This window comes from Bacillus alkalicellulosilyticus, from assembly GCF_002019795.1.
In the GTDB taxonomy this organism is placed as follows: Bacteria; Bacillota; Bacilli; order Bacillales; family Bacillaceae_F; genus Bacillus_AO; species Bacillus_AO alkalicellulosilyticum.
Genome location: NZ_KV917381.1, coordinates 641,234 through 655,958 on the forward strand (window position 1 = coordinate 641,234; position 14,725 = coordinate 655,958).

18 protein-coding genes are annotated in these 14,725 nt (G+C 37.2%); 11 read left to right on the plus strand and 7 right to left on the minus strand.

Annotated elements, in window-relative coordinates; genetic code table 11:
• Window positions 1-176 precede the first annotated feature (176 nt).
• Together sda and BK585_RS03170 are read right to left on the minus strand one after the other, a co-directional pair.
• Window positions 177-299: a sporulation histidine kinase inhibitor Sda gene (gene sda / locus BK585_RS03165; protein WP_078551777.1), complete on the minus strand. Its 123-nt coding sequence runs from the start codon at window positions 297-299 to the stop codon at window positions 177-179.
• Between the two features lie 162 nt (window positions 300-461).
• A complete protein-coding gene (locus BK585_RS03170) occupies window positions 462-878 on the minus strand; it encodes a DUF3995 domain-containing protein (RefSeq protein ID WP_078551779.1) in 417 nt (138 codons plus the stop codon).
• A gap of 353 nt (window positions 879-1,231) precedes the next feature.
• Between BK585_RS03170 and BK585_RS03175 the strand changes: the two genes are divergently transcribed.
• Window positions 1,232-2,473 carry a GGDEF domain-containing protein gene (locus BK585_RS03175; RefSeq protein WP_078551781.1) on the plus strand — a complete coding sequence of 414 codons (1,242 nt, stop codon included), beginning with the start codon at window positions 1,232-1,234 and terminating at the stop codon, window positions 2,471-2,473.
• 114 nt (window positions 2,474-2,587) lie between these two features.
• On the opposite strand, the gene BK585_RS03180 is transcribed toward BK585_RS03175, so the two are convergent.
• Together BK585_RS03180 and BK585_RS03185 are read right to left on the minus strand one after the other, a co-directional pair.
• On the minus strand, window positions 2,588-2,881 hold the full coding sequence (locus BK585_RS03180) for a spore coat protein (RefSeq protein ID WP_078551783.1): 294 nt from the start codon (window positions 2,879-2,881) through the stop codon (window positions 2,588-2,590).
• Between the two features lies 1 nt (window position 2,882).
• The gene (locus BK585_RS03185) at window positions 2,883-3,083 is read right to left on the minus strand and encodes a hypothetical protein (RefSeq protein ID WP_078551785.1); all 201 of its coding nucleotides are present in this window, start codon (window positions 3,081-3,083) and stop codon (window positions 2,883-2,885) included.
• Between the two features lie 171 nt (window positions 3,084-3,254).
• Between BK585_RS03185 and BK585_RS03190 the strand changes: the two genes are divergently transcribed.
• The 6 genes from BK585_RS03190 (at window position 3,255) to BK585_RS03215 (ending at window position 7,745) form a co-directional block, all read left to right on the plus strand.
• Window positions 3,255-3,461: a spore coat protein gene (locus BK585_RS03190; RefSeq protein WP_078551787.1), complete on the plus strand. Its 207-nt coding sequence runs from the start codon at window positions 3,255-3,257 to the stop codon at window positions 3,459-3,461.
• A gap of 15 nt (window positions 3,462-3,476) precedes the next feature.
• Entirely contained in the window at window positions 3,477-3,836 is a 360-nt protein-coding gene (locus tag BK585_RS03195) for a spore coat protein (protein WP_078551789.1), read from the plus strand.
• Window positions 3,837-3,851: 15 nt separating this feature from the next.
• The gene (locus BK585_RS03200; RefSeq protein ID WP_078551791.1) at window positions 3,852-4,988 is read left to right on the plus strand and encodes a zinc-dependent alcohol dehydrogenase; all 1,137 of its coding nucleotides are present in this window, start codon (window positions 3,852-3,854) and stop codon (window positions 4,986-4,988) included.
• Window positions 4,989-5,167: 179 nt separating this feature from the next.
• Window positions 5,168-5,773, plus strand: a complete 606-nt coding sequence (locus BK585_RS03205) for a methyltransferase (protein ID WP_078551793.1) — start codon at window positions 5,168-5,170, stop codon at window positions 5,771-5,773.
• A gap of 14 nt (window positions 5,774-5,787) precedes the next feature.
• Window positions 5,788-6,573 carry a nucleotidyltransferase domain-containing protein gene (locus BK585_RS03210; RefSeq protein ID WP_078551794.1) on the plus strand — a complete coding sequence of 262 codons (786 nt, stop codon included), beginning with the start codon at window positions 5,788-5,790 and terminating at the stop codon, window positions 6,571-6,573.
• A 56-nt stretch (window positions 6,574-6,629) separates the two neighbouring features.
• Window positions 6,630-7,745 (plus strand): NAD(P)/FAD-dependent oxidoreductase, encoded by a 1,116-nt coding sequence (locus tag BK585_RS03215; RefSeq protein ID WP_078551795.1) that lies wholly within the window; start codon window positions 6,630-6,632, stop codon window positions 7,743-7,745.
• A 101-nt stretch (window positions 7,746-7,846) separates the two neighbouring features.
• Here the strand turns inward: BK585_RS03215 and BK585_RS23865 are convergent, their stop codons facing one another.
• The 3 genes from BK585_RS23865 to BK585_RS03225 all read right to left on the minus strand — a co-directional run bounded on the left by BK585_RS23865 (window position 7,847) and on the right by BK585_RS03225 (window position 10,289).
• Window positions 7,847-8,005: a hypothetical protein gene (locus BK585_RS23865; RefSeq protein WP_170885458.1), complete on the minus strand. Its 159-nt coding sequence runs from the start codon at window positions 8,003-8,005 to the stop codon at window positions 7,847-7,849.
• A 186-nt stretch (window positions 8,006-8,191) separates the two neighbouring features.
• Window positions 8,192-8,872: an NAD(P)H-dependent oxidoreductase gene (locus BK585_RS03220; protein ID WP_078551796.1), complete on the minus strand. Its 681-nt coding sequence runs from the start codon at window positions 8,870-8,872 to the stop codon at window positions 8,192-8,194.
• A gap of 157 nt (window positions 8,873-9,029) precedes the next feature.
• On the minus strand, window positions 9,030-10,289 hold the full coding sequence (locus BK585_RS03225) for a sensor histidine kinase (RefSeq protein WP_078551797.1): 1,260 nt from the start codon (window positions 10,287-10,289) through the stop codon (window positions 9,030-9,032).
• 251 nt (window positions 10,290-10,540) lie between these two features.
• On the opposite strand from BK585_RS03225, the gene BK585_RS03230 reads away from it, so the two are divergent.
• The 4 genes from BK585_RS03230 to cydD are packed head-to-tail and all read left to right on the plus strand — an operon-like array spanning window position 10,541 to window position 14,720.
• Window positions 10,541-11,881 carry a cytochrome ubiquinol oxidase subunit I gene (locus BK585_RS03230; RefSeq protein ID WP_078551798.1) on the plus strand — a complete coding sequence of 447 codons (1,341 nt, stop codon included), beginning with the start codon at window positions 10,541-10,543 and terminating at the stop codon, window positions 11,879-11,881.
• Window positions 11,878-12,891 (plus strand): cytochrome d ubiquinol oxidase subunit II, encoded by a 1,014-nt coding sequence (locus BK585_RS03235; RefSeq protein WP_078551799.1) that lies wholly within the window; start codon window positions 11,878-11,880, stop codon window positions 12,889-12,891. Before BK585_RS03230 ends, BK585_RS03235 begins: the two co-directional genes overlap by 4 nt.
• A gap of 12 nt (window positions 12,892-12,903) precedes the next feature.
• The gene (gene cydS, locus BK585_RS24800) at window positions 12,904-13,005 is read left to right on the plus strand and encodes a cytochrome bd oxidase small subunit CydS family protein (protein WP_419095500.1); all 102 of its coding nucleotides are present in this window, start codon (window positions 12,904-12,906) and stop codon (window positions 13,003-13,005) included.
• 2 nt (window positions 13,006-13,007) lie between these two features.
• Window positions 13,008-14,720, plus strand: coding sequence for a thiol reductant ABC exporter subunit CydD (cydD, locus tag BK585_RS03240; protein ID WP_078551800.1), 1,713 nt, complete (start codon window positions 13,008-13,010; stop codon window positions 14,718-14,720).
• The last annotated feature ends 5 nt before the right edge of the window (window positions 14,721-14,725 follow it).

The window sequence follows — 14,725 nt, forward strand, 5'->3', positions numbered from 1 at the left end:
TATTTTAAAAGAGATAAGAGGGAAGGCTAGATAGGAAAGAGATATAGTAAGGTAAATTGAGAAGAGGGTGAGACAAAGGGGGTTTACCCTTTTGTCTCACCCTCAAAGCAAGTTGTGAGTGATGCAATTTCTGACGTGATAAGCTAGTTATGTTCCAGCACTAGCTTAGAATCATATTAGGTTACTAATTGCCTTCTATCAATTTCGTTTTTGAGAAGGGTAATGAAATCCTCGTCCAACTTTCCATGACATGCGAGTAAGTAGGCTTTTATCAATTGGCTATCAGATAATCGTCTCATTGTATCCTCCTCATCGTTTTTTTGAAATAGTTATATAACTTCTTCCCTATCAATAAGAGGTCTAAACTACTTTTGGACGATTTGTAGCAATACTTTCAGCGCAGAAACGTTATCTTTTGAGACAGAAGGACGACTCATTATCAGAGGACTTTGTAGCTGGTCTTAAACGAGGATAAAGATAATTCCTAAGAATAAACAGAGCGGGTTGTATATTAGTGTGTCGTTGGTGGCAAATGTTGAGCCTTTGACTTTTTTAAAAAGGCCCATATACTTGAAATCACCAATTGTTCGAAGAATGAAGACGATACCAACGATAATCGAGCCCCGTTGTGTTAAAGCATTTTGAGCCATAACAGAAGTGTAATTGGCCTGAACAAAAAGGAGTCCAGCTCCTGCCAACAGGAGCAACGCAACTACAATGGTTTCTGCTTTTCTCGGTACAAAAGCGGGAGCATCGCTATTTACTTTCCTCGGAACGGCTCCATTTACTCCCCATGTCCCTCCGAATGTCCAATAAACGTGAATGCCACTTAGAAGTACTAACAGTAAGATTGCTAACCAAACAAATACATCCATCATACTAACACCTCATCTCTAGACAAACATTGACCGTAGTCATTTTTGTTACCCTTAGTATAGATACCATTCCAGTCACTTACAATAGCTTGAGCTAAACGAAAAGAAAACGATTCATATTTCCTATTTTGTATAAATTAGAATATGGAAATTCTAACTATATTGAAATATGGACAATCTAAAGTTGATATATCGCATAAATGCGACCTTAGAAGTGGTTAAAAACTACTGAATTCGTAATAATAGTGTTTGTTATCTAGTATTCTTTCTTTTTTTGGATAAATATGAAGAAAAAGCTACACTACTATTTACTTATTTTGTATAATTAACCTATCCTATCAAAAGAAGGTTATTCAATGAAACTCCTTGACCCGTTTATTACCCCATCCATTCCTATTGAAAAACAAAAATTATTATTGAACCAACTTTTTAAAGAAAATATAACTCGATGTAAGTTATTTGCTAAAATTGTGATTTTGTTTGAAACCGTCCTCATTGTAATGAATGTGGCTATGAATTATGCAGAGCAAAAACGATTCGTTGCAGACGATCCCTATTTGTGGATGTATATTTTTTTATGTAGCATGGCTATCTTATTATTGTTGTATATTAAATTATTTAATAAAACGAAAGATTCTTCTCAAACCATTAAGACCCGATATCGCTTCGGTTTATTAGGTTTTGTTATGGTTTTTTTGCTATGGGGAGTGGCGGTCTCATTACTAGACCAAAAAAACTATGGGCATGTGATGGTTCTAGCTATTAATTTGATGTGTGTATCGATTTTGTTTCGGGCTTCAAATAAATCAATTTTAACATTATATAGTGTTCCTCTCCTTATTTTTATGGTTGCGTTACCTTATTTTCAACCTTCTCCCACTGTTGTGACGGGTCATTATATTAATTTAGCTGTTTTTGTCTTCTTTTGTTGGATTGCTTCTCGAATGTTATATACAAGTTATACAACTAACTTTTATAATCAGTTACTATTAAAGGAATCTAATGAAAGATTAGCGATAAAAATTAAAGAAAACGAAAAAATGAATCAAATGCTTGAGGAAGCAAATAAGCAGTTACAACGAATTACAGTCTTAGATGAACTCACGAAAATTCCTAATCGTCGAGGGTTTCAACAATATATAAAGGATGCGTTACAAACTCAAGAGCGAAAAGTGGCGATACTCATGATTGATATTGATGAGTTTAAACCATTTAATGATAATTATGGGCATCTTGAAGGAGATTACATTCTTGAAACGGTGGCACAAAAAATTAATGAATACATTGACTTGGAAACAATCTATGTTGCGAGATTTGGTGGCGAAGAATTCATTGTCACTATACTTGATGCTTCAGAAACTGAAGTGGAGAGATTTGCTGAGGAAATTAGAAGAGCAATATGTGAGTTGGAAATCCCACATTACTACTCTTCAGTTTCTAGTTATTTGACGATTAGCATAGGATTTGCTGATGGTATAGCGTCAACCGAAGAAGATATCGAGCGAATACTCCAAGAAGCAGATAATGCCCTCTACAAGGCAAAGGAATATGGTCGAAACCAAGTGGTAAAAGGTTTACGTTATAGTGAGATGGTGTAAGTTTTATATCAGAGCAACTACAAGCTAGTGTGGCAGATACGCTCATTGCGTAGAGGATGGGACAAAAAGGAAAACACACCTTTTGTTCCATCCTCTTGTTTTTTGACTAAAGACTTAAGAAAGAGTAAGTGCGGTATGTGATGCTTGTAGGTCGACTTTTAGCTGTTCACTTATATTATTTGGATGGTAATAGCTTTTTTTCATCATATATTGACTTATATTTTCGTGAATTTCAATCGAATCGTTCAACTGTTGACGTAAAGCTTCCCTTACCTCTGGAGTGGCAGCATCGGTTAAAGCAAAGGAAAGATTTCTGACAGCAGATTTAGCAGAAATGAGAAAGTCTGTAGCGATAACTTGGTCTGTCATGCCTTTCATCCCAGCTATGTTTTGTAGAATATGGGCCATCTTAATTTCCCTCCGTCTGTAAAAATCCTTGTAGTTGTTCTATGTGTTGTTTTCCAATAGAAACATCCATTGAAAGGATCTCTTTTAACTCTTCGCATTGAACTAAACCGCTCATCGTAGTAGATTTCGTCAAGCAAATATTTTTAAATGACAGTAATTCATGTAATTCTAATGTTTCGTGTAAGGCTAATGTTTTCTTCATAACTTCACTCCTAGAATAAAATCTCTGCTTGTTTATGGTACGTCATTATAGTTTTATTATTCTTTGTAACCCACGACATTCCTGAATTTCTTAACGTAAGAAAGTAATTGGATAAACAAACTCTTTTAGTGAAAAAATATCTTTGTTTATTAGCATAGGGGGGATAGTGTTATGCAATCAAAAGACTTAGCTTATCATGAAACGATGGAGACTCATGAACTATTGAATTTTAAAACCGTCACGTTACTTAAATCCAAATTAATGCAAGGTGTTGTTTTTGATCAAGAGCTAAGAGCATTGATGGAGAAAGGCGTCCAACAGTCAATTGTAGATATAAAAGAGCTACAGGAGCTTTACAAGCACGCGAAAACACATTAAGAGAGGTGAGGAAAAGTGAATGATTACTTAGATCCGATTAACTCGGTAGGAATGCCAGAGCAGGCTGACTCTTCATTAGCACTCGATTTGTTACTTACTGCAAAAACAGCCGTGAGAAATTATGCAGTTGCGCTAACGGAAGCAACAAGTCCAGATGCTAGAAGGATAATTCAAAAACAGTTGGACATTGCGATAGACTATCACATAGAAGTATCTGACCTTATGGTGAAAAAGAAATGGTTCCATCCTTTTAATATGGATGAACAGAAGCTTATTGATTTAAAAGCATCGCAAACTGCTGTTGATATTGCTGCACTTAAGCTCTTCCCAGAAAACAATAATCGAAAAGGGCTATTCCCAACGCCACCAAATTAGGAGGAGAGATAGAACATGAAAGCAGTTACCTTTCAAGGTGTTAAAAATGTAATCGTCAAAGAAGTACAAGCTCCAAGTATTCAAAAGCCAGATGATATCATCGTAAAACTTACACACACAGCGATTTGTGGTTCAGACTTACACTTAATGCATGGGATGATTGCGAATATCCAACCCGATTACATTATTGGTCATGAACCGATGGGAATTGTAGAAGAGGTTGGTCCAGAAGTGACAAAAGTAAAAAAAGGAGACCGCGTAGTTATTCCTTTTAATGTGAGCTGCGGAAAGTGTTGGTTCTGTGAACATGAGCTTGAAAGTCAATGTGACAATGCCAATGATAATGGGGAGATGGGAGCTTATTTTGGGTACTCTGGCACAGCGGGAGGATACCCGGGTGGACAGGCTGAATATATGCGTGTACCGTATGGAAATTTTACGCCGTTTAAAATACCGGAAGATAGTGAAGTAGAGGATGAAAAATTAGTTTTATTAGCGGATGTCAGTACCACTGCCTATTGGAGTGTTGACAATTCAGGAATGAAAGAAGGAGACACCGTTGTTATTCTTGGGTGTGGACCGGTTGGGTTATTAGCACAAAAATTTACGTGGTTAAAAGGCGCCAAACGAGTCATTGCTGTTGATTATGTTGGTTATCGTCTTGACCACGCAAAGAAAAATAACAAAGTTGAAATCGTAAATTTTGAAGACCATGAAAATGTCGGAGCTTATTTACATGATTTAACCAATGGTGGAGCTGATGTAGTCATTGACTGTGTTGGTATGAGTGGGAAAATGACAGATATCGAATTTTTAGCGTCAGGGATGAAGTTACATGGCGGGGCGATGAGTGGATTAGTTATGGCAAGTCAAGCTGTACGAAAAGGTGGGAACATCCAAATCACGGGTGTGTATTCAGGACGATATAATGGTTTCCCATTAGGAGACATTTTTCAACGAAATGTAAATATTCGAACCGGACAAGCTCCTGTCATTCATTATATGCCATACTTACATGACCTTTTTGCCTCAGGGAAGGTAAACCCGGCAGATATCGTGACACATACGTTACCACTAGATGATGCCAAACATGGCTATGAAATTTTTGATACGAAAATGGATAATTGTATTAAGGTCATACTAACACCATAAGAGAGTGAAGCAAAACTAGGTCTAGTATTTGAAAAGGTTTCATTCGCCATTAAGCCAGTTGTGAGAATATACCTCCACCCTGGCTTATTTTCGCATCTTCTTTTTAGTATGGTAGTTACGCTCATTGCTTACATTATGATACTGTATACTAGATGAAGGTAAGTAAAGGGAGTAAGGAAATGAATGAACAGTACTATGACGCACTATTACATATAAAAACATGTGGAGAACAGAAAGGTTTTCTTTCCTCATTGCATTACCACCGATACGAAGCGACACCTTACCAAGCGTTAGAATTTCTTTTTTCACATTATCAGTTTAACTCCAATGACCAGCTCGTTGATTTTGGGTGTGGAAAAGGACGATTGGCTTTTTTTGTTAACCATTTGTTTAGTATACCTGTTATAGGAATTGAGATGAATGAAACTTTTTATCAGGAAGCTATGGCTAATAAAGAAAGCTATAAGAAAAAACACAAGGTACAAGCGAATCAAATTCATTTCTATCCTATCGTTGCGGAGACGTATGAAGTGGCCCCAAAAGATAATCGTTTTTATTTTTTTAACCCATTTTCAGTTCAGATTTTTATGAAGGTAATCCATAATATTTTATTGTCGGTGGAGAAGGAAAAACGAGAAGTTGAGCTAATTATCTATTATGCAGCGGATGATTATCTTTACTTTTTAGAACATCACACATCCTTTGAACTAAAAGAGGAAATCTTGCTAGAAGACATCTATCAAAATAATCCTCACGAACGATTTTTAATATATCGATTAATGTAGGAGGGGAATGAAATATGCATTTACATCATAAACAAACGATTGAAAATGTAGGATCCATGTTTATGGAGGAACCTGATGTGTTAGCTTTGCTCGTTGTGGGTTCGATAGCACATGGATTTGAACGACCTCAATCAGATGTCGACATTATGATAATTGTCTCAGAAGAGAGTTATAAAAAACGCGAGAGTCAAAATAGTCTTACCTATTATAATACTGAGCTTTGTAGTTATGATGGGGGATACGTCGATGGGAAATATATAACCATTTCCTTTATGAAAGAAGTCGCAGAGAAAGGAAGCGAGCCTGCAAGATTTGCATTTGAAGGGGCAAAGATTGTCATTTCAAAGATAGAAGGCTTACAGCAATTAATTGACCAAATCACTTTATATCCGGTTCAAAGAAAAAAAGAAAATATAATAAGATTTTATGCCCAATTTGAAGCATGGCATTGGTATTGTCACGAGTCCATTAAACAGGAGAATCGCTATTTGTATTATCAGGCAGCCACAAGTTTTATTCTGTTTAGTGGGAGACTACTCCTCGCTCATAATCAAAAGTTATACCCCTATCATAAATGGTTCTTAAAAGTACTAGAGGGTGTGAAGGATAAACCGGAGTATGTAATGGAGAACATTTCAAAAGTGTTAGAGGGCCCAAATTTAAAATCAGTTGAAGAACTATATAAAATGGTAAAAAATTATACGGATTGGGGAGTGGAAGATATAAATTGGCCACACCAATTTATGATTGACAGTGAGTTGAATTGGCAAGTTCCGTCCATCCCAGTTGCTGACTTATAAACAAGAAGCTCATAAGGATACAATTTACACATGATAAAAAGAAAAGGAAGTCTGCTATGAAAAAAGTTATCATTGTTGGAGCTGGCATTCTAGGTGCCTCTACAGCCTACCATCTGGCAAAATCGGGGATTGAAGTTTTGATTATAGACCGTTTTGATTCTGGTCAAGCTACGGATGCGGCTGCAGGAATTGTCTGTCCTTGGATTACGCAACGAAGAAACCAAGCTTGGTATCAGTTGGTGAAGAACGGAGCTCGTTATTATCCGTCCTTAATAGAGGAATTAAAAGAACTTGGAGAAACTGAAACAGGCTATAAACAGGTAGGGGCTCTTAGTTTACATATAGATAAAACTAAATTAGAAAAGACGGCAGAGCGAGCCATTCAACGAAGACAAGATGCTCCTGAAATTGGTGACGTGACAATTAGAACGCCCGAAGAGACAAAAAAACTTTTTCCCCCATTGGCTGAAGGGTATGGGTCAGTTCATGTTAGTGGAGGAGCACGAGTCAATGGAAGGGCTTTACGAAACTCGTTACTTAGGGCAGCTCAAAAGCACGGTGCCACGTTCCACCAAGGAGATGCAACCTTAATTCATTCTGAAAGTGTTGTCAGGGGTGTGAATCTTTCTGGTGAAGAAATGAGGGCAGATACAGTTGTAGTGACCGGTGGAGCTTGGGCAAAAGACTTACTTGAACCACTTGGAGTAAAATTTTTAGTTACTCCTCAAAAAGCACAAATTATTCACCTTGAATTAGCAAATGAAGATACGGGAATATGGCCAGTCATCATGCCACCGAACAATCAATATATGCTAGCTTTTGATAAAGGACGTATTGTAATTGGGGCAACACATGAAGATGAAGCGGGTTTTGATCAACGCGTAACAGCAGGTGGAGTTCATGAGATATTATCGAAAGCGTTAGAAATAGCACCAGGATTGGCGGAAGCAACGATGATAGAAACCAGAGTCGGTTTTCGTCCATTTACGCCCGATTTCCTTCCTGTAATAGGAGCTCTACCTAAGTTTGAAGGGATTGTATTAGCTAATGGACTAGGTGCTTCGGGTCTAACGAGTGGACCGTATCTTGGAGCTGAGCTTGCTAAATTAGCGGTAGGCAGTGAAACCGAACTTGACCTTACCAATTATAGTGTTGAAGGAGCGATAAAATAATGTAGAGGCTGGAAAAAAGTGATGATACAGAGGTCACTGTAAAAGTTAAAAAACCGAACTTTTTCAATGCCCTCGTGATAACTTTTTATCCAGCCCTTTTGTCATTTGCTATATGGTTGAATTGGTAACATATTTTTTTTACGGTTGTTGTTACGCCCTCTCATTACGCCATAAGTTGCTGCGGCACCTATCCCTATACCAACCAAAGACATCATCATATTCCCGTTACCTTTGTTATTGTTTTGTCTCATTCCTAACATTTGAACATCTCCCTTAATGAAAAGAATTAAAAGCCTTCCAAACATCATTAGTGTTGCTTAGTTAGACTGATTTAATCGAGGTTTTCGTTTCCAATCAGAAATAAGATTTTTTAAGATGTCGAACGAAGGACATGCTAAATATACGAATAAATTAGGATGAGAGTTGCCATCTTAATCTAGGCCATGTTATTCGATCCATTGCACAACATCATTCATCGATTTTCTTGTTTTCGGTCTTGGTTCTTGCGAGCGATATCCAAACGCTACCATCACTGATACGGCTAGATGACCATCTTCAAGAAGATTTTCTTCTGCTAATAATTGCTGTACTTTATCATAATCAAAACCTTCGATCGGACAGGAATCAATTCCAAGTAAGGCTGCAGTTGTCATCATATTCGCTAAAGCGATATACGTTTGTTTACTTGCCCAATCAAACATAGAACGCTCACTTTCGAGAAGGTTAAGGTCGTTTTCCTGAAAGCTTTTATATAACCCTTTTACTTTTTCAAATAGCTCTTCTGGAAGTTTTTTTACCGTCAGCATTTGATGTTTTACATACTCGGAATCATACTTTGTATCTTTTATCGTTCTCGCTAGTATCACAACAAAGTGACTAGCTGTTGGAAGTTGCCCCTGGGCACCCCAAGTCACTTCTTTTATCTTTTCACGAAGTTGCTGATTTTGAATAACTACGAACTTCCAAGGCTCATAACCAACAGAGCTAGGTGAAAGTCTGCCTGCTTCTAAAATAGTTTGGAAGTCCTCAGTTGAAATTTTTTTTTGAGGGTCAAACTCCTTTGTAGCATGTCTAAAGTAAAAAGCATCGAGAATGTCTTGTCTTTTTTCGTCTATATGTTTTTTCATATGAGAATCTCCTTTGATACTATTTCAGTGTGAACTTCAATTAATTTTTAGCATTATACCATGTGGCTGGCTATATATCACATCTTAGATATTGCATAATGTAAAAGAGTGTATGTAAAGGACCAGATAGTCCCTTACATACACTCCTATAGAATAGTTATTGACCAATTTGAACGAGAGGGAAATGAATATAAAACTTAGTCCCTTCATCTACTTCACTTTTCACATGGATCTTACCATGTAAGGTTTCAATGATTTTCATGGCTGCCATCATACCAAGTCCTGTTCCATCGCGTCCCTTCGTTGTAAAGTAGGGTTCCCCTAATCGGGATAGTTGTTCTTTTGTCATGCCAGAACCATTATCAGAAATAAAAATGAGTAGTTTGCCTTCGTCCTCAGATGTTTCAATGGTTAGTTTACCTGTATGTGGCATTGCTTCAATACAGTTTTTTAAAATGTTAATGAGACATTGATGGAAGATTTGTTTTTCACCTATAATATGGTATTCATTTAAGTTTGAAGTTACTTCAACACCATTCATAATTGCCAAGGGTGTGATGATTTGTATCGTATTTTCTAATTCGATTTTAACGTTAAGCACTTCATTATCCTCTGGGGAAGGCTTAGCAAAGGTTAAATAATTGCGTATGATATCGTTGGCCCTGTCAATTTCCGCAAGTGAAATTTGTAAAAAATTCTTCCTTTGTTCTTCAGTAATCCCTCCTTGTTCCATCATTTGTAGAAATCCTCTAACGACAGTTAAAGGGTTTCGAACTTCATGTGAAATAGAAGAGGCAAGATGACTAACAATTTCCATCTTTTCAGCTTTAATCACCCGTCTATTGATAATTAAGCTATTATGAAATACTTCATAAAAATAAATGATGAGTATAGTTGAAACCAACGTTATCATTACAAAGGAAGCAGCAAATAAGGGATGTAATGTTGCTCCAAAAAACAACATTGAATTAACTAATGCTACTATAGAAGCACCTACTGATAGACAGGTGCCGATAAGTATTTTTCTTTTTGTTGTAGCTAATTGGAACCTATTAGTTAGAAATATCATACAAGTTGAGAGTAATGTAACAATAATAAGTGTTGCCCATGCCCCTATCCCCCCAAGTAGAAGTCTGAAAAAAATGGTTGATAGTGCTAAAAGTAAAATAAATGGAATCCCAGTATACAGCCCTCCAATCGTAAGAGCCACTAACCGTAAATCAAAAAAGTAACCATCCATCATTTGAATAGGAAATAAAATGCACAAAATAATAGCAATTGCTGCAGAAATAGTACTTAACCATTTTTTATAATTCGTAAAGAAACGAAAGGCATGCAGTTCAAGTAAGAGCGGAATAAAAAGTAAAAAAACAATTAAAAATAAAACATTTAATAAAAACGGTTCCAGACTATTCAATTTTTTCCCCCATTTATAATTCTTGCATATGTTTCCTTAATTATACCAAAGAAAAACAAATATAAGCTAACCTAAAAAATCAACTGTAATACTTACGTTTCACTTCAACCTTCAATGGGTATTTTTAAAAAGTCACTAAATCCTCAATCTTTTGTAACAAATTCGTTTAATTTGTGATATATTTCACATACAAATACGTTGTAAACTGTTAGTATGTTATTTATGTCTGTTCGCATCGAGGAGGAAAGAGAATGGAATCAGTTGAATTTAGTCGCTATTTAACGATGTTAACATTATCTGTACACGTTATATTTGCAACAGTTGGTGTCGGAATTCCTATATTTATTGCGATTGCACATTGGCTCGGATTAAAAAATAATGATGAGCATTATTTACTGATGGCAAAGCGCTGGGCACGAGGTTATGTAATAAGTGTTGCCGTAGGAGTTGTGACAGGAACGGCTATTGCTTTACAGCTCGCTTTATTATGGCCTAAGTTTATGGAATTTGCTGGTCAACTTGTAGCACTTCCGCTATTTATGGAAACATTTGCGTTTTTCTTTGAAGCCATCTTCCTCGGCATTTATTTATATACTTGGAATCGCTTCAAGAACCCGAAGCATCATTTCTTACTACTAATCCCTGTGATTATAGGATCAGGTATGTCCGCTTTATTTATTACATCCGTTAATGCATTTATGAACACTCCGCAAGGATTTGCTTTAGTGGATGGAACACTGACAAACATTCAACCGTTAGTAGCAATGTTTAACCCAGCGATGCCTACAAAGGTTGCCCATGTATTAACATCTGCTTATATGACATCTGCTTTTATATTAGCATCGATTGCCGCTTACCATTTATGGAAGGGAAATCGTCATGAATACCATCGTAAGGCATTAGCTTTAACAATGAAGATTGCCTTTATTTTTGCGATTGCTACTGCAGTTGTTGGGGACTTATCAGGAAAGTTTCTAGCAGAATATCAACCTGAGAAACTAGCAGCGGCGGAGTGGCATTTTGAAACAGAAGGAGAAGCGCCGCTTGTATTATACGGAATCCTAACAGAGACAAAGGAAGTTAAATACGCAATTAAAATCCCATACGCTCTTAGTTTTTTAGTTCATAGTAATTTTACAGGAGAAGTGATTGGGTTAAATGAGTTTCCAGAGGAATATCATCCTCCTTACTTTGTCCACTATTTCTTTGATATTATGGTGACGCTTGGCATTTGGTTAACGATGCTCTCTATGGCTTACTGTATCGCTCTTTGGAGAAAGTGGAAGTTCATTAAAACAAAAGCATTTAGGTGGTTACTATTGACTTCTGGACCATTAGCTATGGTTGCGATACAAGCCGGTTGGTGGTTTACCGAAATGGGACGTCAGCCTTGGATTATGCGTGGGTACATGACCGTAGCAGAAGGCGCGACAGATTCTGCGCATGTACCGTTAATGTTTGTTGCTTTTTCCGTTCTGTACTTTATTTTAGTTGTTGGTACAGGAGTTGTTCTCACGAGGATGTTTAAAAATAATCCAGTGGAAAAAGAATTAGGGGAACTTGAGATTGACCAAAGGAGTGTTGCGAAATGAACGTTGAAATATTAGGGATTTCAGTCTTATGGTTGTTCCTGTTTGGATACGTCATTGTCGCATCAATAGATTTTGGTGCAGGATTTTTTAATGCATCGACAATTGTGACAAGGAAACACCATATCGTAAATACCGTTATCCAACGTTATTTATCTCCAGTATGGGAGATTACAAATGTGTTTTTAGTCTTTTTCTTTGTCGGTATGATTGGTTTTTTTCCAAGTACGGCCTATTATTTCGGAACCGTATTACTCATTCCAATTAGTATATCGATTATATTACTTGCTCTTCGTGGTAGTTATTATGCGTTTGGAACATATGGTACGAAGGGTCATGTTGGGTACACGTTGATGTATGGGGTGACAGGGGTGCTAATTCCGGCCTCTCTTTCAACGGCTTTAATCGTTTCTCAAGGTGGATTTATTCGTGAAACGGCAACCGGTGGAATTGAACTTGATTATGTTGCCTTGTTTACGAGTCCATTTGCCTGGTCGATTGTTGTCTTAAGTTTAACAAGTGTTTTGTTTATTTCAGCAAGCTTCTTAGCTTATTACTCTTCAGTTGCAGAGGATAAGGGAGCGTTAAAACTGTTTCGAAAGTATACGTGGATTTGGAGCTTCCCGACAATTTTAACGGCACTTGGGATAATTATTGAAATGAGATGGCACAATGTCGTCCATTATGAAGGATTACTTTCACTTTGGTGGTTGTTTGCCTTATCATTTGTTTGCTTTATCGTAAGTTTAATGTTGTTGAAAAAAGCAAGCTACGGCTGGTCGTTTATATTCGTTGTGTTACAATTTGCGATTGCTTTCTATGCGTATGGAGTATCACGATATCCGTATATCCTTTACCCACACTTAACTATATATGATGGGTTTACGAATCAAACAATGGCATATGCGTTAGTGACAGTTTTCATATTAGGGCTGTTATTATTAATTCCATCGCTGTATTTAGTGTTTAAGTTATTCATTATGAATAAGCCTTACATTCAAAAAGGCAAATAAGGAGGAAGTCTCATGCACAACTTTTTACTGTTTTACGCACCGTTATTAGTCGTCTGTGTTGCACTGGTCGCCTCCTTTTTCGTGGCAACGTTAAGCACGAAGTATGAGGAGTAACTATGAAGTCTTTGCAAAAGCTAGCACGAGCTCAAAAAGGAAAGTATTATGCCCTTTATGTCATTGCTATCGCTTTAGCTACAATCATTGTTCTTCAGTCTTATCTTATCGCTTCGATTGTTGACCAGGTGTTTTTAGGAAAAGAAACAACTCAGTTTGTCTTCCCTCTTTTGTTGGTATTGCTGGGAGTGCTACTTGGAAGAGTAGTGCTCTCGTATGCAAACGGACAAGTTGGAGTTAAGATGGCATCTAAAGTGAAAAAGGACATTCGCGATAACTTATTACAAAACTATTCAAAAGCTACATTGATAGATTCCTATAAGGGGCAAGCCGGACAAAAGGTAAGCGTCATGCTTGATGTAGTCGACGAAATAGATAGTTTTTTTAGCAAATATGTTCCGCAGAAAATTCTTACCTCCATTGTCCCTATTGTGATATTAATCGTTATATTTTCTCAGCATGTTTATTCTGGGTTGATTATTTTAGTCACCGCACCTTTTATCCCGATATTTATGATTATTATTGGTCGAGCGACACAACGTAAGTCGGAGGAACAGCTTGATAGCTTAGCTGCTTTTTCAGGTAGATTTCTTGATACGTTACAAGGTCTTGTCAGCTTAAAGGTCTTTGGTCGTTCCACAAAATATAAGGAAGTCATTCAGGACAGCAGCCTGCAATTTAGAGATAAAACAATGCACATCTTGAAAGTCGCTTTTACTTCATCGCTTATGCTTGAGTTTATATCAATGTTAAGCATTGGACTAGTAGCACTTGAGCTAGGATTGCGACTTGTCGTGTTTCAGGAAATTTCTTTTTTTACAGCCTTTTTTATCCTTTTGTTAGTGCCTGAATTCTATTCGTCGCTAAAAGAACTTGGAAGTGCTTTTCATGCAGGAAGAAGTAGCATGGGAGCTGCTGCAATAGTAGAAGAAGAGCTTGAAAAGAAAGAGCAAGAAGTGGAATGGGGAACGAAGAAGGTATCAGATGAACCAATACAACTTCAGTTAAAACAAGTTGGGTTTCAATACAAAAAGGTTGAAAACAGCTTTGCATTGCAAGACATTACCATATCAATCCCTCCAAAAGGTCAGGTTGCAATTGTTGGAAAAAGTGGTTCAGGAAAGACAACGTTGCTCCACCTTATAGCGGGACTTCTACCTGTAGAACATGGAGAGATTACCGTCAATGAACACCAAAGAAATGAACTAGATGAAAAACACTGGTTTTCGAAGATTAGCTATATCACGCAACACCCGTATTTATTTGCTGGTACGATTGCTGAAAATATATCGCTTGGTATTAAAGCAACGAAGGAAGAGATAGAATTAGCAGCAGCGAAGGCGGGAATTGATGAGTTAATCCAAGAGCTTCCACAAGGGTTTGACACGTTAATTGGTGAAAGTGGTAGAGGATTATCTGGCGGTGAAAAACAACGTATTGCTCTGGCTCGAGCCTTTCTTAAAAAGCCTACTCTTGTTTTATTCGATGAGCCAACAACAGGACTTGATTTATTGACTGAGCAACGCCTCCATGAGTCAATGAAGGAATTAGCCCAAAATGCCACAGTTATTACCGTAGCGCATCGTCTTCAAACGATTAAGGATGCACGAAATATCATCTTCTTAGAAAAAGGATTTGTAACGGCCGAAGGAACTCATGAGGAATTACTATCATCGTTTGCACCATATCAACTACTGTTCTCAAGGAAGGAGTAACTTCC

Coding starts and splice junctions, on each gene's coding strand:
- sda (WP_078551777.1), bottom strand. CDS start 299: ATGAGACGATTATCTGATAGCCAATTGATAAAAGCCTACTTACTCGCA.
- BK585_RS03170 (WP_078551779.1), bottom strand. CDS start 878: ATGATGGATGTATTTGTTTGGTTAGCAATCTTACTGTTAGTACTTCTA.
- BK585_RS03175 (WP_078551781.1), top strand. CDS start 1,232: ATGAAACTCCTTGACCCGTTTATTACCCCATCCATTCCTATTGAAAAA.
- BK585_RS03180 (WP_078551783.1), bottom strand. CDS start 2,881: ATGGCCCATATTCTACAAAACATAGCTGGGATGAAAGGCATGACAGAC.
- BK585_RS03185 (WP_078551785.1), bottom strand. CDS start 3,083: ATGAAGAAAACATTAGCCTTACACGAAACATTAGAATTACATGAATTA.
- BK585_RS03190 (WP_078551787.1), top strand. CDS start 3,255: ATGCAATCAAAAGACTTAGCTTATCATGAAACGATGGAGACTCATGAA.
- BK585_RS03200 (WP_078551791.1), top strand. CDS start 3,852: ATGAAAGCAGTTACCTTTCAAGGTGTTAAAAATGTAATCGTCAAAGAA.
- BK585_RS03205 (WP_078551793.1), top strand. CDS start 5,168: ATGAATGAACAGTACTATGACGCACTATTACATATAAAAACATGTGGA.
- BK585_RS03210 (WP_078551794.1), top strand. CDS start 5,788: ATGCATTTACATCATAAACAAACGATTGAAAATGTAGGATCCATGTTT.
- BK585_RS03215 (WP_078551795.1), top strand. CDS start 6,630: ATGAAAAAAGTTATCATTGTTGGAGCTGGCATTCTAGGTGCCTCTACA.
- BK585_RS23865 (WP_170885458.1), bottom strand. CDS start 8,005: ATGTTAGGAATGAGACAAAACAATAACAAAGGTAACGGGAATATGATG.
- BK585_RS03220 (WP_078551796.1), bottom strand. CDS start 8,872: ATGAAAAAACATATAGACGAAAAAAGACAAGACATTCTCGATGCTTTT.
- BK585_RS03230 (WP_078551798.1), top strand. CDS start 10,541: ATGGAATCAGTTGAATTTAGTCGCTATTTAACGATGTTAACATTATCT.
- BK585_RS03235 (WP_078551799.1), top strand. CDS start 11,878: ATGAACGTTGAAATATTAGGGATTTCAGTCTTATGGTTGTTCCTGTTT.
- cydS (WP_419095500.1), top strand. CDS start 12,904: ATGCACAACTTTTTACTGTTTTACGCACCGTTATTAGTCGTCTGTGTT.
- cydD (WP_078551800.1), top strand. CDS start 13,008: ATGAAGTCTTTGCAAAAGCTAGCACGAGCTCAAAAAGGAAAGTATTAT.